The following is a 19908-nucleotide window of genomic DNA, read 5'->3' as shown; positions in this document are numbered from 1 at the left end:
TCAGACGCCACGCCGGCTTGTCGAATCGAATGTCAAACCTACACACGAATGAAAAAAACGGCGCTGCAGACGGCTGAGCGTCAAGCCAGATAAATAGGCTTTTCAAGCCAAAGAATCGCCCACCCGCACTGCAATACAAACCCTCCTCGCGCCCCCTGCAAAACCGCTGACCTCAGGCACATCCCTTGCTGAAATGACGCGTTCGCGATCTCACCGCACTGTGCAAGTGCAAAAAAACCCGTCCTTGGGGGCCACTTTGCCGCTTAACGTTCTTCTCGTCGCTTCCGAAGCCCTGCCGCTCGCCAAATCCGGCGGCCTCGGCGACATGGTCAGCGCCTATGCCGCCGCGCTGCGCGATGCCGGCGTCGACGTCTCGATCCTGATGCCCGCATATCCGGCCGCGCTGGAACGCGCGGTCGACGTCGAGCCGGTGGCGCGCATGACCGGCCTGCCCGGCGGCGACGCGCGGCTGCTGCGCGGCCAGATGCCCGATACCGGCGTACCGGTGCTGCTTCTGCAAATGGATCACCTGTTCGCGCGCGAAGGCCTGTATCGCGATCCGCAAGGGCGCGACTACCTGGACAACCTCACGCGCTTCGCCTCGCTTGCCGCAGCGGCCGCGCGAGTCGCGCGCGGCGTGCGCAACGTGAAGCGCCCCGACATCGTGCACGCGCACGATTGGCATGCAGGACTCACGCCGCTCTATCTGCGGCTTGCGGGCGTCGCCGCGAAAAGCGTCTTCACGATTCACAACCTGGCGTTCCAGGGCAATCATCCGCTCGCCATGGGCGGCTGGATCGGCGTGCCGCCGGAACTGCTGGCGCCGGCGCTCTCCGACGAACGCAGCATCGAGTTCTACGGGTCGCTGAGCATGATGAAAGCCGGTATCGTCCATTCGGATCGCGTCACGACGGTGAGCCGGCGTTATGCACACGAAATCATGACGCCGCGCTTCGGCCACGGCATGGAAGGCGTGTTGCAGGCACAGGCCGGCAAGCTGTCGGGCATCGTCAACGGTATCGATACGAGCGTGTGGAACCCGGCCACCGACAAACATATCGCGCGCCCCTACTCCGTCGACGACACCGCCGGCAAGCAGGCCTGCAAGCGCGAACTGCAACAGGCCTTCGGTCTGACGCGCGATCCGTTCGCGCCGCTGGTCGCAATCGGCAGCCGCCTGACGGAACAGAAGCTCGCCGATGTCGTCGTGCATACGCTGCCGGCGCTGCTCGAACGGCATCCACGGCTGCAGTTCGCGATTCTCGGCCAGGGCGAGCACGGGCTCGAACAGGCGTTGCAGGACGTCGCGGCCGCTTGGCCGGGACGTGTCGGCGTGCAGATCGGCTATGACGAGCGGCGTGCGCACATGCTGCACGCGGGCGCGGACATTCTGCTGCACGGCAGCCGCTTCGAACCGTGCGGCCTCACGCAGCTCTATGCAATGCGCTACGGCACGATTCCGGTGGCCTCGCGCGTCGGCGGCCTGGCCGACACCATCGTCGACTACGTACCGCACGACCCTCGTGGCGAACAGAAGGCAACGGGTTTCCTGTTCGACGGCGAAAGCGCGGACGACGTGATGCATGCGCTCGGCCGCGCGCTGGCCGCGTTCGTGCAGCCGTCGTCGTGGCACGTACTGCAGCGTAATGCGATGAGCCGCGACTTCGGCTGGGACGCGTCCACCGCGAACTATCTCGCGTTGTACGCGGATCTGGTCGATGCACGTCCGGCGCTGCGTGATACGCGAGTCCGCAAGACCCCGCTTCGGGCGCGTACGGCAGTCGCCGCGGGTACACACAGGGAGGAGTTCAACGCGGGCATTGGCGAGATGGCGCGAAGCGCCTGAACTGTTTTGACGCACTCGGGCGCGCTGCGGCGCGCGTGGCACGTTATGCTTTGCGGCACATCCGTGTTTCGTGGAGTTGCCGATGCAGCCGCCCGTTCTCCGAGTCGCTCGCCCTACCAACGATCTGCATAAGGTCGCTGATTTCTATACGCGGGGATTGGGCTTCGAAGTCCTCGCGAGCTTCGAGAATCATGAAGGCTTCGATGGCGTCATCGTTGGGCGGCGAGACTGTCCATGGCACATCGAGTTCACCCATCAGCATGGCGTGACCGTCGAACGCGCGCCGACCACCGAGCACCTGCTTGTGCTCTATCTCCCGGAACGCGACGCATGGAGCGCGGCCGTCGAACGGCTGGAAGCGCTCGGCGTGCCGGTGTGCGCATCGGAGAATCCCTACTGGGACCGTCAAGGCAAAACGTTCGAAGATCCGGACGGCTACCGGATCGTTTTGCAGAATGCAGCGTGGGGATGACGAGGCGCGGCAGCCTGCAGCCGATGCGTTCTGGTCAGTGGCCAACCCTGCGTTGCCGAGCCGATGACTGCGCGTTCCCCCGCCGATTGCGCATAGGCACGCGTCAGGAACGGCGGTAGACTGTCCGCCGGATCGAAACCGGACCTCAAGCCACTATGCCCCGCGATTCCACCCCTTACGTGCTTTACTATTCGCCCGGCGCGGCAAGCATGGCCGTGCACTGGATGCTGATCGAACTCGGCATCTCGTTCGAATCCCAGTTGATCGACATCGACGCCGGCCGGCAGCACGACCCGGCGTATCTGCGGCTCAATCCCGCGGGACGCGTGCCCACGCTGATGGTCGACGGCACGCCGCGCCACGAGTCGGCCGCGTTGCTGATCCTGCTGGCCGAGCGGCATCCGGAGGCCGCGCTTGCCCCTGAGCCGGGTTCCGTCGATCGCGCCGCGTGGCTCGAAATGATGGTCTATCTCGCCAACACAATTCTGCCCGCCATGCGCGACTGGTTCTATGCGGACTCCGACGGCGACCCCGTCGGCGCCGAAGCGGTTCGCGCGCTGGCCTGCCGTCGTCTCGACGCAGCGTGGGACAAGCTTGACGCACATCTCGGCGAAAACCATGACTATCTGATCGGCGACAAACTCAGCACCGCGGACTTCATGGCCGTCATGTTGATGCGCTGGACCCGCAATATGCCGCGGCCCGCGCTCGGCTGGCCGAATCTTGCGCGCTATATCCGACAGCTACGTGCGCGGCCTTCGTTCATCGAATTGAATGCGCGCGAAGGGCTGACGGAATGGCGTAACGAAGAGGCGTGACGCGTGCTTGATCGGGATCGCACGGCGCCGGTTTGCTGTGGCCGTACTCGCGTGAGCCGTCTCTCGTGCCGCACGATTCAATGTCGCGGCCGCCTTGGCAAGCAGTCATCAACCCGGCCGCTTGCCGATGATCACCATGCCGCGTGAAATTCCGCTGACGCTATCCACCGCCAACGCGCCTGCGTACAACTGCGCGACCGGCACCCACACAGCTGGATATTTGTAGCGCGCCACGTCGAGCAGCAATGCGCTGTCGCTCGCCGAATCGTAGGCGGCGAGCGGCGACCAGTGTCCGCCGCCGGTCTCGCCGATTTCCACCCGCCTGAAATTCAACAGCACGAAGCGATCGCTGTGGCCGGTGGTCGCGCGCACCAGGTCGCGGAACTGGCCGAGCGACAGATCCGCCGCGTGATATTTCGAGACCTCGACCGGAAAGGCCTTCAAGGCCGTGCCGAGCTGATCGAGCGTCATGCCCTCCTGCGAGACCTTGGCGGCATTGGCCACCTGCGGATCGATACCGTGGAAGAAATCTTCCTGCGAGAAGAACGGAAAGTCCGGGTACAGGGTCGACTGCGGCCGGCGGATGCCCAATGCGTTGAGCGCCATGACCGAGGTCGCGACGGAGCAATAGGCCTGGTTGCGCTGGGTTTCGAAATACTGCGAGAGCGGCCAGTACGACTGCTTGGACGTGGCGCTCGTCAGGCGTTTCTGGCCGGCCGGCTGCGCCAGCGCGACGAGGTTCGGCGGCACTGCCAGCGGGCCGTCGGCCGGGCGTCCCGAGGCCTCGATATCGGGCTGAACGGCGGGCTGAACAGCGGGCCGAATAACGGCAGGCGGAACGGCGGTCTGGCTGCTGGCCGGCGGCACCGGCGCACAGGCGGCGAGCGCCGCGGCCATAACGGCGACGATCCACTCAGGCTGGCTCAAGCGCCCAACGGCGCGCATCAACGAATATCTGAACATGGATCTTTCCGCTGTGGATGAACCGGGACGACTGCGGCTGTGCCGGCGCATGAACCGGCGCGCACGCGCAAGCCTCGATTTTGTAGCACGAAACAAAACTTGGCGTGCGCGACGATGCGCGCGCTTTGGCCCGCGAAGCGCGCTTCTCCCCTACAATGCTGCAGCATTTTTCTAACCGACTCTCGCCAATCACCGTCGAGGTCAACCCCACGGAACCGCTGGTCCGATCATGACAATCCAGTCACCCTGTATCGACATTTGCAAACTCGACGGCAAAACCGGCTTCTGCCTCGGCTGTCTGCGTACGCGCGACGAAATCCGCGCGTGGAAGACCATGAGCGACGATGTGCGCCTCGCGGTCATCAATGAACGGCCGGGTCGGGAAGCGATACTGAAATCGGAAACGGAAACGGCAACAAACGCGCAAGCGGCGCAAGCAACACCCGAAACCCAAACCTCCTGAGCGCGCCGCTCAATCAGCCTGAGCTGAGAACGCGTAGCCGTTCTTGCCGCCACGCTTGACGCGATACATCGCGTCGTCGGCCGCGGCGACGAGGCGTTGATAGTCGCTGACGAGATCGGGATAGCTGGCAATACCGATGCTCGCGCGCACCACGCCGATGCCCATCTCCGCGTCGGTCTCGACCACGCACGCAATCAGCCGTTGGGCAATCTCGGCCAATTCATCCGGCGTCGAATACTCTCGAATCAGAACCGCGAATTCGTCGCCGCCGATGCGCGCGACGACATCCACTTTGCGCACCGACTCGCGAAAGGACCGCGACACGGCAATCAGGAACTCGTCGCCGACGCGGTGACCGAGCGTGTCGTTGACCTGCTTGAAACCGTCCAGATCCACATACAGCACGGCGATCTTGCGAGACCTCGGGCCGGCGTGCAAATTCGCGGCCACTTCGTCGAGCATCGCGAACAGACTGCGCCGGTTCGGCAAGCCGGTCATGGAATCGTGCAGCGCCGCGTACTCGAACTCGTACGACTCGCCCGCCAGCTGACGATTGCGTTTAGCGTACATGCCGAGCGCTGTGAGCAACATGCAGAACAGCAGCGCGGCCAACGCGATCAATACATTCGCGACATGGGCAATGCGCAGGCGCACGTCGGCGCCATCGGCATCGCGCTGCGCGCGCCAGTACGGCGGGATCGTGGCAAGCAGCGCATCAATGCCGTTCAGACTGGCATCGGGCGTCAACGCCGACGCCGGCATCCGTGGCGCCGCCGACGGACTGGCGTTCACCAATGCCGCGAGCGACTTCAGGCGATCGGCGAGTTCGGTGCGTGCATGGCGGTAAGCCTGCGTTTGCGCCTGGCTGTCGCCGGCGTGTTGCTGCCACACGCCGACCATTGCGCGAGCACTTTCCGCGCGCTCCGCCGCTTCGAGCACGAGTCCGGCGTATTCCTGCTTTAGCTGATCGGAGAAGATGGTCCTGATCTGCAACGCGAGATAAAGAAGACCGACCAGCAGACAAAGCAAAGACGCGCCGGCCAGCAGGGCGGGAGCCCGTCTGAAGGGGCTCACGAAAGCGCCTTTTGAACCGGCGCGCCCGGCACGGCGCCGCTCACGGATGTGAGTAGATGTCTTGCCGATTTGTGTTGCCATGCTGCCGGTAACTCACTCGACGGAAGAAGAGCCCCATGCGGGCGAACAGACTGTTCTTGTGGCGCGCGTTCTCGGGCGCGGCGCGGCGCTCCTGAGGCATGGCGCGGCCATCTCTGGCTGGACGCGACGCCGCAACTTGCTGCGTCGGTGCGGCGTTTGCGTTTGCTGGCCGGCGAGCAGACGTGGGCGGCGGTGCCGCGGATGCGGACGTGCCTGATGCCGCATTCGCAACGACCGCAGGCTGCGCCGGCCGCGCCTTGACCTGACCGGACCAGGACGCGAACTGCCCGCCCGCTTCCTGATCCGCAAGGGCGGGCGATGCCGCCACCGTCGCGCCGCTCGTCGCGGTTGCATGCAACGGTTGCGGCGGTGTTGCCGGTACGGCCGCTGCCGGCGCCGCCGTGATGCTCGCGGTTTTTGCCATCACGGCCGCATTCGCCGACGCGCCGTTGCCGAGCGCCCGGCGTGCGCCGGCCATGGCTTCGGCGTACGCCTGCTGGTCGTGGTTGAACCAGACGCTATACGCCACTGTACCCATCACGCCGATGACGAGCGCGCTGGCCGCGGCCACGCACATGGCGAGGCGTCCGAACCTCGGCGGCGTGGCGGAAATTGACAGACCGCTCGCCTGGCCGCCGGCATCCTGGCCATCGAGCACCGATTTTGGCGAGTCCGCATCGTTGTACATCGCAATAACTCCGGAATCCTTACGTCTGGCCGGTAGGCCGACATTGTTCACACGATTTTGCAGATCCATGCAAAGCCGCTCGAAGAATCCGACCTGCCCATCGCACGAGAACATCGACTTGGCAATGCTGCGCTTTAAACGCAGTCTTTGCGAGGCAGTTTTGCACGGAAGAAACAGGTAAATCGTTTGCCGCCGCGCGTAGCCACGCGCGATGTCCGGGAAAGGCTAGCTTGTTGTCTGGTTAAGCCGTATAGGCGCGCGCGGAAAGGAGGCGCCGGTGGCTTTGAATCACACAACAACCACGCCCGAGCGCAGTGGGGACATCGACGCTTCGAGGGCTCCATTTCAAACGCAAGCGCTGTTCCTGATGCCGGCTTCGCAGCCTGGCGGCGGATTCTTTTTGTGGAGCGCCTCCATAGCGGCTCGTTCTGTTTTCACCCGCACGCCTGATTCGCAAAACGCTCGTCTTTGGACGGACGCCGCGCGCCGCCATTGATCCCGCTCTGGAATGATTCATATGCCGTCGCGCGCCTTCCCGGGGCATATCGGAATGGATAAATTCTCCATCAACGAATCGGCCACTCGCTGAACGTCTCCGAACTCACTACCCGGTAAAGGAAAGATCATGGCTCACCTGTTCACCACGAAGAAGGTCGGGGCTTACACCCTCGCGCATCGCGTTGTGCTCGCACCGATGACCCGCCTGCGCACCATTCAGCCCGGCGACATTCCCAGTCCGATGATGGCCGACTTCTACGGCCAGCGCGCCTCGCAAGGCGGCCTCGAAATCGTCGAAGGCGCCAGCATTTCGATTCCCGCCCGTTCGTATCTGGGCGCCGCAAGCTTCTATCACGACGGCCAGATGGAAGGCTGGAAAGCGATTGCCAATGCGGTCCACGCCAAAGGCGGCCGCGTCTTCATGCAGTTGATTCACGGTGGCCGTCAAAGCCACGTCGAGATGACCGGCGGTGTCGCGCCGCTCGCGCCCTCGGTCGTCCCGTTCGATGGCGTGGCGCTGACTAAAGACGGCTTCGTACCGGCCTCGCCGCATCGGGCGCTCGGCATCGAGGAAATTCCGGGCATCGTCGAAGAGTTTCGAGTGGCCGCGCAGCGGGCGCTGGATGCGGGCTTCGACGGCGTGGAATTGCACGGCGCGAACGGCTACCTCGTCGACCAGTTCATTCAGGACGGCACCAACCATCGCACCGACGCCTACGGCGGTCCGATCGAAAACCGCGTGCGTTTCCTGCGCGAAACCGTCGAGGCGCTGATTTCCGTCTGGGGTGCGGACCGGGTCGGCGTACGTATCTCGCCGTCCGGCGAATGGGGCGGCATCTCCGATAGCGATCCGGAAGCCACCTTCAGCCACGTCGCCCGCGTGCTGGATGGCTACGGCATTGCTTACCTGCATGTGATCGAACCACGCGTGAAGGGCGATGACACGTTGCACGAAGGCCACGCGCCGGTCGCCGTGAAGTATCTGCGTCCGCACTTCTCCGGGCCGATCATCGCCGCGGGCGGATTCGACGGCGACAGCGCGGAAGCCATCGTCGCGTCCGGCGACGCGGACCTGGTCGCCTTTGGCCGCCATTTCTCGTCGAATCCGGACCTGCCGTACCGGCTCCAGCACAAGCTGCCGCTCACGCCCTATGTCCGCGCCGCATTCTGGGGCGGCGACGAAAAGCACTACTCGGACTTTGCGGTTTATTCGCCTACTGTAGAAGCCGCTGCCGCTGAACAATCTGCTGAAACTGCCTGAGCGCACGCGCCCTAGCCCTTGCCTTGCTGGCCTCCCTGGCTCGTTTGTGGCGGCGGCACCCAACCCGGAGACTGTTAATGCCACGCACCATAATGTTTGCAAAAGCCGGTGGTCCTGAAGTGCTCGAGTTCATCGAGACGCCGGTGGCCGCGCCCGGTCCGCACGAAGTTCGCATCAAGGTCGAGGCCATCGGCCTGAATCGCGCCGAGTCGATGTGGCGTAGGGACGCCTATATCGAGCCCGTCCGGTTTCCCGCCGGACTCGGCTACGAAGCCGCGGGCCTCGTCGATGCGGTTGGCGCCGATGTCACGGGTATCGCGCCCGGCGACAAGGTGAACGTGATGCCGTCGTTCTCGATGAACCAGTACTTCACGTATGGCGAAGTTATCGTCGTGCCGGACAGCGCCGTCGTGAAGCATCCCGAGTCGCTCTCGTCCGCCGAGGCGGCATCGGTCTGGATGATGTTCGTGACGGCCTACGGCGCGCTGGTCGAAGACGCGAAGGTAGGCAAAGGCGACTTCGTCATCGTGCCCGCCGCGTCGAGCAGCGTCGGCCTCGCGGCCATTCAGATCGCCAACTACGCCGGCGCGACGTCGATTGCGCTCACACGCACTTCGGCGAAACGCGAGCGGCTGCTGGAAGCCGGCGCCGCGCACGTGGTCGCAACCGGCGAGACCGATCTGGTGGCGGAAGTCATGCGCATCACGGACGGCAAAGGCGCGCGCGTGGCGTTCGATCCGGTCGGCGGCTCGAGCTTCGCGAAGCTGCTCGCGGCGCTGTCGTTTCAGGGCATCGCCTACATTTACGGCGCGCTGAGCGAGGAGGCCACGACGTTGCCGTTGCTCGATATGATCGCCAAGGTACTGACCGTGAAGGCCCACAACATCTGGCTGACGAGCGGCGATCCGGTACGGCAGAAGGCCGCGGTGGACTATGTGCTCAAAGGCTTCGCGAGCGGCGCGCTCAAGCCGGTGATCGACCGCACCTTCAGATTCGACGACATGGTGGAGGCGCACCGCTATCTGGAAGAGAACGGCCAGTTCGGCAAGATCGTCGTGACGCTTTAGACCGGCCTCGCGGATTCGAGCGCCGGGTCCGCCGCGCGTGAAGCGGGAGCGGCTTCGTCGGCGAGGCAGTTTTCCACGAACGCGGTGAACTGTCTTGCCTTGGTGCTCGCGAGGCGTCCGGTCGGATAGACGGCCGACAGACTGACGTTGGGCAGCATCCAGTCGTCCATGACCGACACCACCGCGCCCGACTTCAGCTCCGGCGTAAAGGCCCATTCGGACGCCACGGCAACGCCCATGTCGGCGAAGACGGCCGCGCGCAGGCCTTCGGTCGCGGTGATCCTGAGGCGCCCTTGCATGCGCACCGAGACTTCCGCGGTTTCCTTGCGGAACTTCCAGTCTTCGCCGCCGCCGTCGCGCGTGTAGATGAGGCACTTGTGCGCGAGCAGATCGGCCGGCGCCGCAGGAATGCCGTGGCGGTTGAAGTAAGCCGGTGTGGCGATGACGCGGCGGCGCGCCTCGGCAATGCGGCGCGCGGTCATGTTGGAATCGGCGAGCTCGCCCATGCGCAAGGCGACGTCGATGCCCTCCTCGACGAGGTCGATATTGCGGTCGTCGAGCACCAGTTCGAGTTCGAGGTTCGGATGGTCGTCGAGAAACGCCGGCAGACGCGGCACGATATGCAGCCGCGCGAAACAGACCGCCGCCGAGACCCGCAGTTTGCCCGAGAGGCCAGCCGCCGAGCCGCGCGCGGCAATCACGGCTTCGTCGGTTTCCTCCACCGCGCGTTTCGCGCGCTGGTAGAAGCTGGTGCCGGCTTCGGTCGGCGTGAGGGTGCGCGTGGTGCGAAGCAGGAGCTTGACGCCGAGCCACTCCTCGAGTTGCGCGATCGCTTTCGATACCGCCGGCTGACCGACATCGAAATGGCGCGCGGCGGCCGAAAACGAGCCGGTGTCGACCACGCGTATGAAAATTTCGATTGCCGCCAGGCGGTCCATCACATGTCTCCCGTGGAATAAGCGCAGCCGATTTTGCACCTTTCGCGCGGACAGTGTAATGAATAAATGGGTCGCGGGGACACGGAGGGAAACATGGCAGACGTACAAACCGATGACAGCGCCGCAATGCGGCAAGCACGGCAGTCGCGGCAATCGGATATCGACGCCGAGCTGGCACTCGGCGCGGCGGCCGCAGCTGCGTCGAACGCCTTGCGGGCGGGCTCGCGCGCGCCGCTTTTCACGTTATCCGATCGCGCTGGCCGACGCGTGAGCCTCGACGAACAGCTGCGCGCCGGACCGGTCGTGCTGCATTTTTTCAGAGGCGGCTGGTGTACGTTCGCCGAGTCGAGTCTGGCCGATTTTGCGGCGGCCTACGAGGATCTGCTCGCACTCGGCGCGAGCGCCGTCGCCATCGCGCCGCCGTGCGGGGGCGCGGTGCAGCGCGCCCCTGGCCATCTGCGTGAATTGCTCGACGTGAACCTGCAGGTCGCACGCGCTTATGGCGTTGCGTTCGAACTGCCGCTGCGTCTGCGCGCCACCTATGAACGGCTGGGTTACACGCGGCCGGCGGCCAGTGAGGCAAGCCGCTGGCTGGTTCCCATTCCGGCCACGTTCGTGCTCGATCGCGACGGCAGCGCCGCCCTGGTCCACATCGACGTGGACTAATCGCAAATCGCTCGACATCGAATCGCTGCTGCGTGCGCTCAAGGCGCTTCAGGCAAGGCATGCAACCGATCAGCATGCCTTGCGCGAGCGCCCTGGCCGCAGTCTGTAGAGGGGTCTCCTGCAACGCTCACGCTCACTGCACCGTGATGGTCTCCTTCATATTCGGATGAATGCCGCAGAACACCTTGTACACACCCGGCTTGTCGAACTTGAACTGGTACGTGTCGTTCTGGTCGAGCGCGGCGGAGCGGAACATGCCCGAGTCGTTCACTACCGTGTGCGGCTCGCCGTCGAGATTTTTCCAGGTCACGGTCGAACCGGCTTTGACCGTCATCTCCATCGGCGTGAACATGAAATTTTTGATGGTGACTGTGTTCGGCGTCTGTGCGCGCGCCACGGACAACCCCGACGACGCCGCGAACAATGCGGAACTTGCGGCCATTGCGAGCAAAACGCGGCGAATGTTTTTGGTTTGCATAACTGATCTCCTGCAATGGAAAGAACTGACGTTCAAGCCAGCGTCGTGTCGTCGAGCGTGGCCTTGACTGGATGCCGGGCAATCTTGATGCTGGTCACCCCGAGCATTTTCGGAAGCTGGTCGCTGGCCACCGTCAACGGTCCAGGACCCGTGCCGTTGCCGGCGGTCGGCTGCGGATAAGCCGTCGAGCGCGCCGTGTGGAAAGTGATGTTGCCCTCCACTTTCGACACGATCTGATGAATGTGGCCATTCAGTACGGTCACCGAGCCGAAGCGTTTCAGATAGCTCATCGCCTGGCCCGCGTCGCCCGTGCCCCAGCCCCACGGCTCGTAGATCGTCCACATCGGCATGTGCGCGAATACGACGATCGGCGTGCTGGACGAACGCCCTTTCAGATCGTTTTCAAGCCACTCGAGCTGTTCGTCGCCGAGGCCGCCCAGGCCGTTCGGCTTGAAATGCATCACGTTGACGAGGCCGACGAAATGCACGCCCTGATGGTCGAAGCTGTAATAGCCCTTGTTGTCCGAGGCCTTGCCGAAGCGGCTGAAGTATTCGGTTCCGGGGCCGTCCGTCACGTCGTGCTCGCCGGGCACGGTATGCAACTCCGTGATATTCAGACCGGACATCAACTGGGCGGCCAGATCGAACTCCGATGGTTTGGAAAGATGCGTGATATCGCCGGTATGAATGGTCAACGCGGGCTTGACCGGCATCGCGTTGACGTACTCGATGGTCTGTTTCAGCGTGCCCGCCACGTCGGGATTGGCTTCCTTGTTAAAGCCGATATGCGAGTCGCTGATCTGCAGGAAAAGCGGCACACCGCCTTTTCCAGCGGACGAGTTCGGGTCGGCCGCGAGTGTCAGCTCCACGGGCGTGAGAATGCCGCCCGCCAGAACAAACACCGTGCCGAGACCGCCGAACGCAAGACACTTGAGTGCGCCGCGCCGCGACGCGTCGAATGAATCATGTGATGACATGTTGACCTCACGATTAAGAGTCGCAGTCGAGCCGTGGATCATCCGGCGGCCCTCGCGAGTCGTTCGTCAGGCATGACTGCGCCGGCTCCGGTTTTATTCCAGCTTCTATCAATGGGCGGATGAATCGTGTCGCGGCGTCGACGCGTACGGAGGGTCTTACCTCGCGGCGGGCGGACGCCAGGCCCGCGTCGAGCACTTGCGCAGCCCAAGCGATCCATGCCTGACAGGCATGCCAGCCAGCTTATAAAGTCTTTTTACTCCGGCAGGGAAGTCACTAAATTGCAGTCAAGGCAATGATTTAAGCAGGTCACAGCCGCTCAACCGGCCGCGGGCTGCTTCGCCCCCATACCGCAAATACATACCCATCAGGAGTTTGAAATGAGCCACCCCGTAGTTCTGATCACCGGCGCACTCACCTGCATCGGCCGCGCCACTGCCCTCGCCTTCGCCGACAGCGGCGCCCGTCTCGTCGTCTCCGGCCGTCGCGAAGCCGAAGGCAAGGCGCTCGAAAAAGAACTGCGCGAACTCGGCGCGGACGCCCACTTCATCCAGGCCGACGTGCGCCGCGACGACGAAGTCGCGAACCTCGTCGACCAGACGGTCGCGCGCTTCGGCCGCATCGACGCCGCCGTGAACAACGCCGGCACCGAAGGCCAGCCCGGCGCGATCACGAGTCAAACCGTCGAGAGCTACAGCGCGACGTTCGACACCAACGTGCTCGGCACGCTGCTCAGCATGAAGCACGAACTGCGCGTGATGTCGGCGCAAAAGAGCGGCAGCGTGGTGAACGTTTCGTCGACGTACGGCCACGAAGGCGCGGCCTTCGCTTCCGTGTACGCCGGCAGCAAGCACGCGGTGGAAGGCATGACCAAGTCGGCGGCGCTCGAAGTGGCGTCCACCGGCGTGCGGGTCAACGCCGTCGCGCCGGGGCCGACGGATACCGGCATGCTCGACCGCTTCACCGGCACGCCGGAGAACAAGGCGGCGCTCGCCGCCAAGGTACCGCTCGGCCGGGTCGGCCAGCCGGTCGACGTGGCGCGCGCCATCGTATTCCTGGCATCGGAGGCGGCCTCCTTCATCACGGGGCAGATCGTGACGGTCGACGGCGGCAAGACCGCGGGCTGATCTTCGCCCGATTGCAGCGGCGCGCGGCCACGCGCGCCGCTGCGAAGCATCATTCAAAGGACTATCAACATGACTACCGGAACATTGACGCTTTACCATTCCACCGCGTCGCCGAACTCCCGGCGCGTGCGCATCTTTCTCGCCGAAAAAGGCGTCACGGCGACGCTCGCGGCGGTCGACCTCGGCAAACGCGAACAGCACGGTGACGCCTATCGCGCGATCAATCCCCGGCGCGTGGTACCGACGCTGGTGCTCGAAGACGGCACGTCGATTGGCGAGGTGCCCGCTATCCAGCGCTACATTGAGGACGTCTATCCCGACACACCGCTTTTCGGCACCACGCCGAAAGATAAAGCGCTGATCACGATGTGGGAGCGGCGCGCGGAACAGGAGGGGTTTGCCTCGGTGATGGAAGCGATCCGCAACACCGCGCCCGGTTTGAAGGGCCGCGCGATTGCCGGCCCGCACGACTACGAGCAGATTGCTGCGCTAGCCGAACGCAGCCGGCAACGGGCTGTCCATTTTATGGAGGACCTCGACGATCGCCTGAAACAGTCCGCGTTCGTGGCGGGCGAGCGCTTCTCGGTTGCCGACATCACCGCACTGGTGACGATCGACTTCGCCGCGAAAGCAATCGACTTGCAAGTGCCGGCTGATCTGAAATCGCTCAGGCGTTGGTATGACACAGTGTCCTCGCGACCCAGCGCCACGGCGTGACCTGTCGCGGCATCCGTAGCGGCAAGAAGAAAGCGGCCCGCATCGCTGCAACACGATGCGGGCCGCCGAACTACCCAATACGGCCGTTTATTGGCCTTGCTGCGCCTGCGGCTTCAGTTTGAACTTGCCCTGATAGCGGATCGTCGGACGCTGCGATTGCGTGGTCGGCGCCGTCATCAGCAACTGGCGTGCGAGCGGTGTGGCGGCCGGGCTCAGCGAGCCGATACTCGTGACGCGCGACGGGTCCGCGAGACCGTTGTTCACCAGCAGCTTCGCTTCGAGTTGCAGACTGGTCAGCAGGACCGGATCCTTCAGCGCATTACCCTGCGCGAGCAACTGGCTCCACGCGTTGTTGCTGTAGTTGGTCACGTAGTAGTCGAGACCGCTCGGATCGGCAAGCACCGCGGAACAGCCGTTCAGACGCACCTGGGTTTGCGTATCCTTCATCGCCAACGTCTTGCGCGAAGTGAGGCCGTCGCCGTATGCGAGCGTCAACGGAATGGTCCATTGTGTGCCCGGATACTGATTCTGATTCGGGAACGGCGACTGTTTCAGCGTGACCACAGTCTGGTTAGTCGTCAGATCGCACTGCGTGTCGAGCGAAATCAGCGGCACGCCTGTTTGCCGCACGAAGCTGTCGCCGATCGCCACCATCGGCTGGCCGCTAGCCTTCGACAGTTCGTCCCACAAACGTTTGGGCGTAACGTTGCCGAGCGAGTAGTCGGCGAGATACGACTGCAGGCCCTTGCGCATCACTTCTTCACCCAGGTAGTTCTCCAGCATCTTCAGCACGTGACCGCCTTTGTCGTACGTGAAGGCGCTCGCGCTCAGCACGAAGTCGTTCGACGCCCAGCCGTTGAAATTCGGCTGCACCGGGAACGCCGTGGACTTCAGGTCAGCGTTAATCACCGCGTACTTGTTCTTCACGTCGTCGACCCAGCTGAAACGGTCCGGGAAGAAACGCACCTTGGTCTTGTTCTCGAAGAACGTTGCGAACGACTCGTTCAGCCAGACATCGTCCCACCAGTCCAGCGTGACGAGATCGCCGAACCATTGGTGCGCCGCTTCGTGCGTGAGCACCGTCACGCCGTAGTCGGACATCGTCGTGCCCGGCGCCGGCAGAATGTCGTCGGCGAATTCGAGAATGGCGCCCCAGTTCTCCATGCCGCCGAAGTTCAGGTCCTTCTGCTCCTTGAACGCGTCGTTGGCCGCGATCGTGTCGAACTTGGTGAGCGGCAGCGGAATGCCGGTGTAGCGATAGTAGTAATCGAGCGCCTGCTTGGTCTGCTGTATGGCCGGTTTAGCCCAGTCACGCATGCCGGGCGGCGTGAAAATCCGCAGATGCAGGCCTTTGCCGTCGGGCAGCGGGCTCGTGAAGTCGTCTTCGAGAATGTCGAACTGGCCGCCGCCGAAGAACAGCAGATACGACGGCATGGGCGGCGTCTTCTCGAACGACACCAGCTTGTAGCCGCTATCCACGTTCACCGCCGGTTTCTCGGCCGCGTTGGAGACCACGTTCCAGTTCTGCGGGACCTCCGCGCTCACCTCGTAGGTGGGGCGGAAAGCCGGTTCGTCCCAGCCGGGGAACCATTGGCGCGCGAGGTTCGATTCGCCCTGCGTGAGGATCGCGCCGCTCGTCGTGCCGTCGGTCGACTTCAGGTCGACGCGGAACACGCCTTCGGCCGCGGAGCAACCCGGATACGGATCGTCGCCGCAACTGCCGCCGGTTTTGGCGACCGGATCGTCATAGGTCTTGAAGTTGATGATGCCGCTCCACTCCATATGCAGCGAGTAGTTGCCGGCGGCGATCTGCCCGCTCACGGGGCGCAGTTGATAGAAGTCGCCGTCGTCCTGCGGCGTGGCGATCAACGGGATGTTGCCCGGCTGAAGCGTGATCGTGCCGTTGGTGAACTTGACCCGGTGCCCGGCGATCGTGATCGCGTTGACGGCCTTTTGCACCTTGATCTGCACGTCGGCGCGGCCGTCGAACGAAGATAGCGCGGGGTTCGGCCGGAACCACAGCTTGTAGTTGATCGGCGTAACCGTGTCGGGCAACTCGACCGGCGCCACAGTCTTGTTGATCGAGGTGTCCGCCACAACCGGCGCGGCGGGCGGGGCCAGCGCCACTTCGGAGGCGCCTGACGCAGCTGCGGGCGCCTGCCCGGATTTGCTCGTCAAGGAAGACGAGCCGTCGCTGCCGCCGCATCCCGCCAGAATCGCAATTCCGGCTAGTGCGAGGCACTGCATCTGCAATCGGAAATTTATACGCATGATTAATCCTCGACTGACAATATCGGCAAAATAAAGTGCGTTGAGTGCTTAAGCTGGTTTTCTCTTTTTTCAGCGAAAATGGTCTCCCGCACTAGCACCGAATTGCTAGCGAGAATATAAGGACGTGTTGGCGCCTCAGCACTTGTGGCTGATTTTAGAATTGCGACACACGTTTATTACAATGCTTTCATATCGACAGCCAGGGAGATTTTCCCGGCTGTTATTCGATCGTCCGGCTGACCGGCAAAGCGGCGGCTTACCTGCGTCTCCGGGCAGGTGGATTAAACCGAATCAGTTTTTGGACGACAGTGCGTAGCCTAGTTTGGCAAACGTTCCCGTGTCAACTTCCTTTCACAAACTTTCTTTCATTCGTGCGATTTGCATGCAAATCGAATGGCATCGGTAATGAAGCCGAGTTAATCCTCTAAGAATCCTAATATCGCGCATGACTACGGGAAACTTTATTTTTCTTTGCGCGGTATTGTGCTATGCGAGATGGCGCGAGCGAATAACTTCGAGTGAGCTTTTATCTTAACCAGCTGGAGAGTTCACAAAGAAATTGGCGTGAATAATACGCAAACGATCGGTTAGCCATTCACCGTCGCCACGATTCTTGCGCAGATCGCCTTGTCGGGTAATGGGCCCGAACCGGCCCGAACGTTGTCCGCCATGTATTGCGGACGCCCCGTGCCGGGAATCACGACCGTCACCGCCGGCTGCGCGAGCACGAACTTCAGAAGAATCTGCGCCCAACTCGTGCAGCCGATTTCCGCCGCCCACGCAGGCAGCGGCGTTTTGCCGACGCGTGCCAGCAAGCCGCCGCCGCCGAAGGGCTGATTGATCACGACGCCAATGCCCAATTCCGAAGCGAGCGGCAAGATGCGCGCTTCGGCCGCGCGGTCGTCCGCGGCGTAGTTGATCTGCACGAAGTCGGGCTTCTCGCTGCGCATGACAGACGCGACTTCATCGAACGCACTCGACGTGTAGTGCGTGATGCCGATATAGCGAATCCGGCCGCGCGCTTTCCAGTCGCGCAGCGTGGCGAGTTGCGTGCGCCAGTCGAGCAGGTTGTGAACCTGCATCAGATCGATGCGCGGCTGCTGAAAGCGGCGCAGCGATTCTTCCATCTGAGCGATGCCCGCTTCGCGTCCTTCGGTCCAGACCTTGGTGGCGACAAAGGCTTTGTTGTGCGCATCCAGTTGCGTAAGCAAAGCACCGGCCACGGCTTCCGACGAACCATACATCGGTGAAGAATCGATCACCGAACCACCGGCTTCGAACAGAATGCGCAGCACGTCGGCGAGTTGCGCGCGACCGGCGGGATCGGTGCCGACATCGAAGGTGCGCCAGGTGCCGCAGCCGACGACGGGCAAGCGTTCGCCCGTGGCCGGAATCACGCGTTGCGACATGCGTGGGAGCGGCGTGGTGGCGGATTCGGGTTGCGGCTTGGGCGTTGGCGATGACGTTTGCGATGACGTTTGCGTTTGAGCCGCCGCCATCCGCGGCAATGCGAGCAACGCCGACAAGCCGACCGCAGTGTGTCCTGCCGAGCGCAGAAAACGCCGCCTGCTGGAAATTCCCACAGCGTTTTTCGACGAAAGTGCCATGACGTGCCCTCGATTCGCGCGCAGTACAGTGACTTCGTACGATACGGCAAATCGGCACAGCACGTTGGAGCCGCGTAAGAGGCAACGCGTGCTAGCGGATAAAGTGCCCGCAAATCGGCGTACTACCCAGCCGCGCGATCAACGACGACTGTTGTTGTCCACCGCCCGCCACCGCAAACTGGTCCGCCGCCATGGCGGACCCTGCCGCCGCGGCGATCGCGATAACCGCGATCGCAATCCGGCGCAGCCGCCCGACGCGGCCGGCGAGCGAGCTCGACACGCCGCGCCAGCTGGCCAGCAAGGTCATCGTGAGTGCAACTATGGCGCAGCACATGACTCCTCCTCAGGCATTCGCCGTGGCGCGCTCCCGCCGCGCGGGGAACGGGTCGCGCCATGCATCGATGGCGTTCAGTTGATCGTGCCAGCGCACCACTTCCGGAAACTCTTCAAGCGGCATTGCCGCGCTTTGCGCGTACGGCAGCGAGATGCCAACGGAGAAATCCGCGACCGACAGGTCATCGCCAAGCAACCACTTGCGTCCCTTCAGATGCTGGTCGAGCACGGCGGCATGCTTGCGGAAAAACCCTTGCGCCTCGGCGACCTTGGAAGCGTCGGGCTCTCCCAGTCCAACCCACGGCTTGATCAGATACTCGAAGTAGAGCGCTCCTGCATGCCGGAGCAGATGCTGGCTATTCCAGCTGAACCAGCGCACGATGTCGATCTGCTGCTGCGCGCCCCGCGGCCAGAGCGGGGATTCCGCGCGCTGCGCGAGATGGCACATGATCGCGTCAGCCTCCCAGATGATCTTCTCCCCGTCGACGAGACAAGGCACTTTGCCGTTCGGATTGATTGCCAGATAGTCCGGTCGGGTATGCTCGCCTTTGCGCAGATCGACAAAGGCATAGTCGATTGGCAACCCTAAGTATTGAGCTAACGCGCAGGTTTTCCTGGGAGACAGCGTTTCAGCATAGTAAAGCTTCATGGTCGACCTCAGTATGCGTTGACTTCGGTGGGATGTGCTTCATCTGGCTTCGTTTTCCAGCTCGGCAATCAGTGCGTCCAGCTTCTCGAATGCACCGGTCCAGCCGGTTTGATGACCATCGCGCGCGGCCTCGTCGAAGAACTGCGCGTGAGTGAAATGCAGTTCGGTGCCCTCTTCTATCGGACGAAACCGGATCGTCACCAGCGAGCGCCGCTCGGGCAGCGTGACCCACTCCCATGTGAAGACGAGCTTGCGGTCCGCTTCGACTTCCTGGTATTCGCCGCGGCAGTCGTGCGTTTCGCCGTCCAGCGTCTGAAACACCACGCGAAAGCGCCCGCCCACGCGCGCATCGGCTTCGGCGCTCAGCACCGGCCCGGCGTCCGGTCCCCACCAGCGCGCCATCAGTTCCGGCCGCGTCCATGCCGCGTAGACTTTTGCAGGCGGCGCCTTGATGCGCCGAATGATGGTCAGGCTGGGCTTTTCGTTCATTCGTCGTTCCTCTCCACAAATTCGGCAAGCCTGTCGAGACTCGCGGACCAGAAGCGTTCGTAGCGCCGCAGCCACGCCATCGCCTCTTCCATTGGGCCGGCGACCAGTTCCACCGAAACGGTCCGGCCACTCTTTGTGCGCGCTACCAGACCCGCTTCGCTCAGCACGTCGAGGTGCTTCATGACGGCGGGCAGTTTGAGCGGCAACGGCCGCGCGATTTCCGTGACCGACAGGCCCGGCTCGCGTTCGAGACGCGCGAGGATGGCCCGCCGCGTGGGGTCCACGAGGGCGGAAAACGTGCGATCGAGTTGACTGACTGGAGACTTTGCCATATGGTGAACTATAGGCCGTGAACTCCGGGAGTCAAGGGTTTTTACGGCCGACTCCGTGAACCCGTAGGCCCGTTCACACTGCCCGCCCCGGACGC

21 protein-coding genes are annotated in these 19908 nt (G+C 63.4%); 9 read left to right on the top strand and 12 right to left on the bottom strand.

Annotated elements, in window-relative coordinates:
• Positions 1-256: 256 nt before the first annotated feature.
• The 3 genes from glgA (at position 257) to B0G75_RS19040 (ending at position 3136) form a co-directional block, all read left to right on the top strand.
• Positions 257-1846: a glycogen synthase GlgA gene (glgA, locus tag B0G75_RS19050; protein WP_106309146.1), complete on the top strand. Its 1590-nt coding sequence runs from the start codon at positions 257-259 to the stop codon at positions 1844-1846.
• A gap of 82 nt (positions 1847-1928) precedes the next feature.
• Positions 1929-2318, top strand: coding sequence for a VOC family protein (locus B0G75_RS19045; protein ID WP_106308713.1), 390 nt, complete (start codon positions 1929-1931; stop codon positions 2316-2318).
• 155 nt (positions 2319-2473) lie between these two features.
• Positions 2474-3136, top strand: a complete 663-nt coding sequence (locus tag B0G75_RS19040) for a glutathione S-transferase family protein (RefSeq protein WP_106308710.1) — start codon at positions 2474-2476, stop codon at positions 3134-3136.
• A 108-nt stretch (positions 3137-3244) separates the two neighbouring features.
• Here B0G75_RS19040 and B0G75_RS19035 read toward each other — a convergent pair whose 3' ends face one another.
• Positions 3245-4099: a phytochelatin synthase family protein gene (locus B0G75_RS19035; RefSeq protein ID WP_106308707.1), complete on the bottom strand. Its 855-nt coding sequence runs from the start codon at positions 4097-4099 to the stop codon at positions 3245-3247.
• Between the two features lie 229 nt (positions 4100-4328).
• Here B0G75_RS19035 and B0G75_RS19030 point away from each other — a divergent pair, with 229 nt between their 5' ends.
• The gene (locus tag B0G75_RS19030; protein ID WP_106308705.1) at positions 4329-4562 is read left to right on the top strand and encodes a DUF1289 domain-containing protein; all 234 of its coding nucleotides are present in this window, start codon (positions 4329-4331) and stop codon (positions 4560-4562) included.
• Positions 4563-4571: 9 nt separating this feature from the next.
• Here the strand turns inward: B0G75_RS19030 and B0G75_RS19025 are convergent, their stop codons facing one another.
• Together B0G75_RS19025 and B0G75_RS19020 are read right to left on the bottom strand one after the other, a co-directional pair.
• Positions 4572-5636, bottom strand: a complete 1065-nt coding sequence (locus B0G75_RS19025) for a diguanylate cyclase (RefSeq protein WP_106308701.1) — start codon at positions 5634-5636, stop codon at positions 4572-4574.
• Between the two features lie 40 nt (positions 5637-5676).
• Entirely contained in the window at positions 5677-6405 is a 729-nt protein-coding gene (locus B0G75_RS19020; RefSeq protein WP_106308698.1) for a hypothetical protein, read from the bottom strand.
• Between the two features lie 625 nt (positions 6406-7030).
• Here B0G75_RS19020 and B0G75_RS19015 point away from each other — a divergent pair.
• Together B0G75_RS19015 and B0G75_RS19010 are read left to right on the top strand one after the other, a co-directional pair.
• Positions 7031-8164 carry an alkene reductase gene (locus B0G75_RS19015; protein WP_106308695.1) on the top strand — a complete coding sequence of 378 codons (1134 nt, stop codon included), beginning with the start codon at positions 7031-7033 and terminating at the stop codon, positions 8162-8164.
• Between the two features lie 77 nt (positions 8165-8241).
• Positions 8242-9231 carry a zinc-dependent alcohol dehydrogenase family protein gene (locus tag B0G75_RS19010; RefSeq protein WP_106308692.1) on the top strand — a complete coding sequence of 330 codons (990 nt, stop codon included), beginning with the start codon at positions 8242-8244 and terminating at the stop codon, positions 9229-9231.
• Here the strand turns inward: B0G75_RS19010 and B0G75_RS19005 are convergent.
• Positions 9228-10169, bottom strand: a complete 942-nt coding sequence (locus B0G75_RS19005) for a LysR family transcriptional regulator (protein WP_106308689.1) — start codon at positions 10167-10169, stop codon at positions 9228-9230. The two genes, B0G75_RS19010 and B0G75_RS19005, sit on opposite strands and share 4 nt — an antisense overlap.
• A 93-nt stretch (positions 10170-10262) precedes the next feature.
• Between B0G75_RS19005 and B0G75_RS19000 the strand changes: the two genes are divergently transcribed.
• The gene (locus B0G75_RS19000) at positions 10263-10835 is read left to right on the top strand and encodes a peroxiredoxin-like family protein (protein ID WP_181309298.1); all 573 of its coding nucleotides are present in this window, start codon (positions 10263-10265) and stop codon (positions 10833-10835) included.
• Positions 10836-10968: 133 nt separating this feature from the next.
• On the opposite strand, the gene B0G75_RS18995 is transcribed toward B0G75_RS19000, so the two are convergent.
• Together B0G75_RS18995 and B0G75_RS18990 are read right to left on the bottom strand one after the other, a co-directional pair.
• Positions 10969-11313 (bottom strand): cupredoxin family copper-binding protein, encoded by a 345-nt coding sequence (locus B0G75_RS18995; RefSeq protein ID WP_106308682.1) that lies wholly within the window; start codon positions 11311-11313, stop codon positions 10969-10971.
• Positions 11314-11345: 32 nt separating this feature from the next.
• The gene (locus B0G75_RS18990; RefSeq protein ID WP_106308679.1) at positions 11346-12290 is read right to left on the bottom strand and encodes a metallophosphoesterase; all 945 of its coding nucleotides are present in this window, start codon (positions 12288-12290) and stop codon (positions 11346-11348) included.
• A gap of 378 nt (positions 12291-12668) precedes the next feature.
• On the opposite strand from B0G75_RS18990, the gene B0G75_RS18985 reads away from it, so the two are divergent.
• A complete protein-coding gene (locus tag B0G75_RS18985) occupies positions 12669-13415 on the top strand; it encodes an SDR family NAD(P)-dependent oxidoreductase (RefSeq protein WP_106308676.1) in 747 nt (248 codons plus the stop codon).
• A gap of 69 nt (positions 13416-13484) precedes the next feature.
• Positions 13485-14132, top strand: coding sequence for a glutathione S-transferase family protein (locus B0G75_RS18980; RefSeq protein WP_106308673.1), 648 nt, complete (start codon positions 13485-13487; stop codon positions 14130-14132).
• Between the two features lie 87 nt (positions 14133-14219).
• Here B0G75_RS18980 and B0G75_RS18975 read toward each other — a convergent pair whose 3' ends face one another.
• The 6 genes from B0G75_RS18975 to B0G75_RS18950 all read right to left on the bottom strand — a co-directional run bounded on the left by B0G75_RS18975 (position 14220) and on the right by B0G75_RS18950 (position 19813).
• Entirely contained in the window at positions 14220-16403 is a 2184-nt protein-coding gene (locus B0G75_RS18975; RefSeq protein ID WP_106308670.1) for a M1 family metallopeptidase, read from the bottom strand.
• Positions 16404-16990: 587 nt separating this feature from the next.
• On the bottom strand, positions 16991-18010 hold the full coding sequence (locus B0G75_RS18970) for an aldo/keto reductase (protein WP_106308667.1): 1020 nt from the start codon (positions 18008-18010) through the stop codon (positions 16991-16993).
• A gap of 91 nt (positions 18011-18101) precedes the next feature.
• A complete protein-coding gene (locus B0G75_RS18965) occupies positions 18102-18344 on the bottom strand; it encodes a hypothetical protein (protein WP_146142524.1) in 243 nt (80 codons plus the stop codon).
• A gap of 9 nt (positions 18345-18353) precedes the next feature.
• The gene (locus tag B0G75_RS18960; protein ID WP_106308661.1) at positions 18354-18992 is read right to left on the bottom strand and encodes a glutathione S-transferase family protein; all 639 of its coding nucleotides are present in this window, start codon (positions 18990-18992) and stop codon (positions 18354-18356) included.
• Between the two features lie 39 nt (positions 18993-19031).
• Positions 19032-19481, bottom strand: a complete 450-nt coding sequence (locus B0G75_RS18955) for an SRPBCC domain-containing protein (protein ID WP_106308658.1) — start codon at positions 19479-19481, stop codon at positions 19032-19034.
• A complete protein-coding gene (locus B0G75_RS18950; RefSeq protein ID WP_106308655.1) occupies positions 19478-19813 on the bottom strand; it encodes a helix-turn-helix transcriptional regulator in 336 nt (111 codons plus the stop codon). The genes B0G75_RS18955 and B0G75_RS18950 overlap by 4 nt, the downstream gene beginning before the upstream one ends.
• Positions 19814-19908: the final 95 nt, after the last annotated feature.

This window comes from Paraburkholderia sp. BL18I3N2 (assembly GCF_003001875.1).
In the GTDB taxonomy this organism is placed as follows: domain Bacteria; phylum Pseudomonadota; class Gammaproteobacteria; order Burkholderiales; family Burkholderiaceae; genus Paraburkholderia; species Paraburkholderia phytofirmans.
Note: the sequence above shows the minus strand (reverse complement) of the source record. Positions and strands in the feature narration are given on the sequence as shown.

What these genes read in the sequence shown, in the direction of transcription:
- B0G75_RS18985 (WP_106308676.1), top strand. Translation starts at nt 12,669, where the DNA reads ATGAGCCACCCCGTAGTTCTGATCACCGGCGCACTCACCTGCATCGGC.
- B0G75_RS18970 (WP_106308667.1), bottom strand. Translation starts at nt 18,010, where the DNA reads ATGGCACTTTCGTCGAAAAACGCTGTGGGAATTTCCAGCAGGCGGCGT.
- B0G75_RS19010 (WP_106308692.1), top strand. Translation starts at nt 8,242, where the DNA reads ATGCCACGCACCATAATGTTTGCAAAAGCCGGTGGTCCTGAAGTGCTC.
- B0G75_RS19030 (WP_106308705.1), top strand. Translation starts at nt 4,329, where the DNA reads ATGACAATCCAGTCACCCTGTATCGACATTTGCAAACTCGACGGCAAA.
- B0G75_RS18975 (WP_106308670.1), bottom strand. Translation starts at nt 16,403, where the DNA reads ATGCGTATAAATTTCCGATTGCAGATGCAGTGCCTCGCACTAGCCGGA.
- B0G75_RS19005 (WP_106308689.1), bottom strand. Translation starts at nt 10,169, where the DNA reads ATGGACCGCCTGGCGGCAATCGAAATTTTCATACGCGTGGTCGACACC.
- B0G75_RS19015 (WP_106308695.1), top strand. Translation starts at nt 7,031, where the DNA reads ATGGCTCACCTGTTCACCACGAAGAAGGTCGGGGCTTACACCCTCGCG.
- B0G75_RS19045 (WP_106308713.1), top strand. Translation starts at nt 1,929, where the DNA reads ATGCAGCCGCCCGTTCTCCGAGTCGCTCGCCCTACCAACGATCTGCAT.
- B0G75_RS18960 (WP_106308661.1), bottom strand. Translation starts at nt 18,992, where the DNA reads ATGAAGCTTTACTATGCTGAAACGCTGTCTCCCAGGAAAACCTGCGCG.
- B0G75_RS18995 (WP_106308682.1), bottom strand. Translation starts at nt 11,313, where the DNA reads ATGCAAACCAAAAACATTCGCCGCGTTTTGCTCGCAATGGCCGCAAGT.
- B0G75_RS18980 (WP_106308673.1), top strand. Translation starts at nt 13,485, where the DNA reads ATGACTACCGGAACATTGACGCTTTACCATTCCACCGCGTCGCCGAAC.
- B0G75_RS18990 (WP_106308679.1), bottom strand. Translation starts at nt 12,290, where the DNA reads ATGTCATCACATGATTCATTCGACGCGTCGCGGCGCGGCGCACTCAAG.
- B0G75_RS19000 (WP_181309298.1), top strand. Translation starts at nt 10,263, where the DNA reads ATGGCAGACGTACAAACCGATGACAGCGCCGCAATGCGGCAAGCACGG.
- B0G75_RS18950 (WP_106308655.1), bottom strand. Translation starts at nt 19,813, where the DNA reads ATGGCAAAGTCTCCAGTCAGTCAACTCGATCGCACGTTTTCCGCCCTC.
- B0G75_RS18955 (WP_106308658.1), bottom strand. Translation starts at nt 19,481, where the DNA reads ATGAACGAAAAGCCCAGCCTGACCATCATTCGGCGCATCAAGGCGCCG.
- B0G75_RS19040 (WP_106308710.1), top strand. Translation starts at nt 2,474, where the DNA reads ATGCCCCGCGATTCCACCCCTTACGTGCTTTACTATTCGCCCGGCGCG.
- B0G75_RS18965 (WP_146142524.1), bottom strand. Translation starts at nt 18,344, where the DNA reads ATGTGCTGCGCCATAGTTGCACTCACGATGACCTTGCTGGCCAGCTGG.
- B0G75_RS19020 (WP_106308698.1), bottom strand. Translation starts at nt 6,405, where the DNA reads ATGTACAACGATGCGGACTCGCCAAAATCGGTGCTCGATGGCCAGGAT.
- B0G75_RS19035 (WP_106308707.1), bottom strand. Translation starts at nt 4,099, where the DNA reads ATGTTCAGATATTCGTTGATGCGCGCCGTTGGGCGCTTGAGCCAGCCT.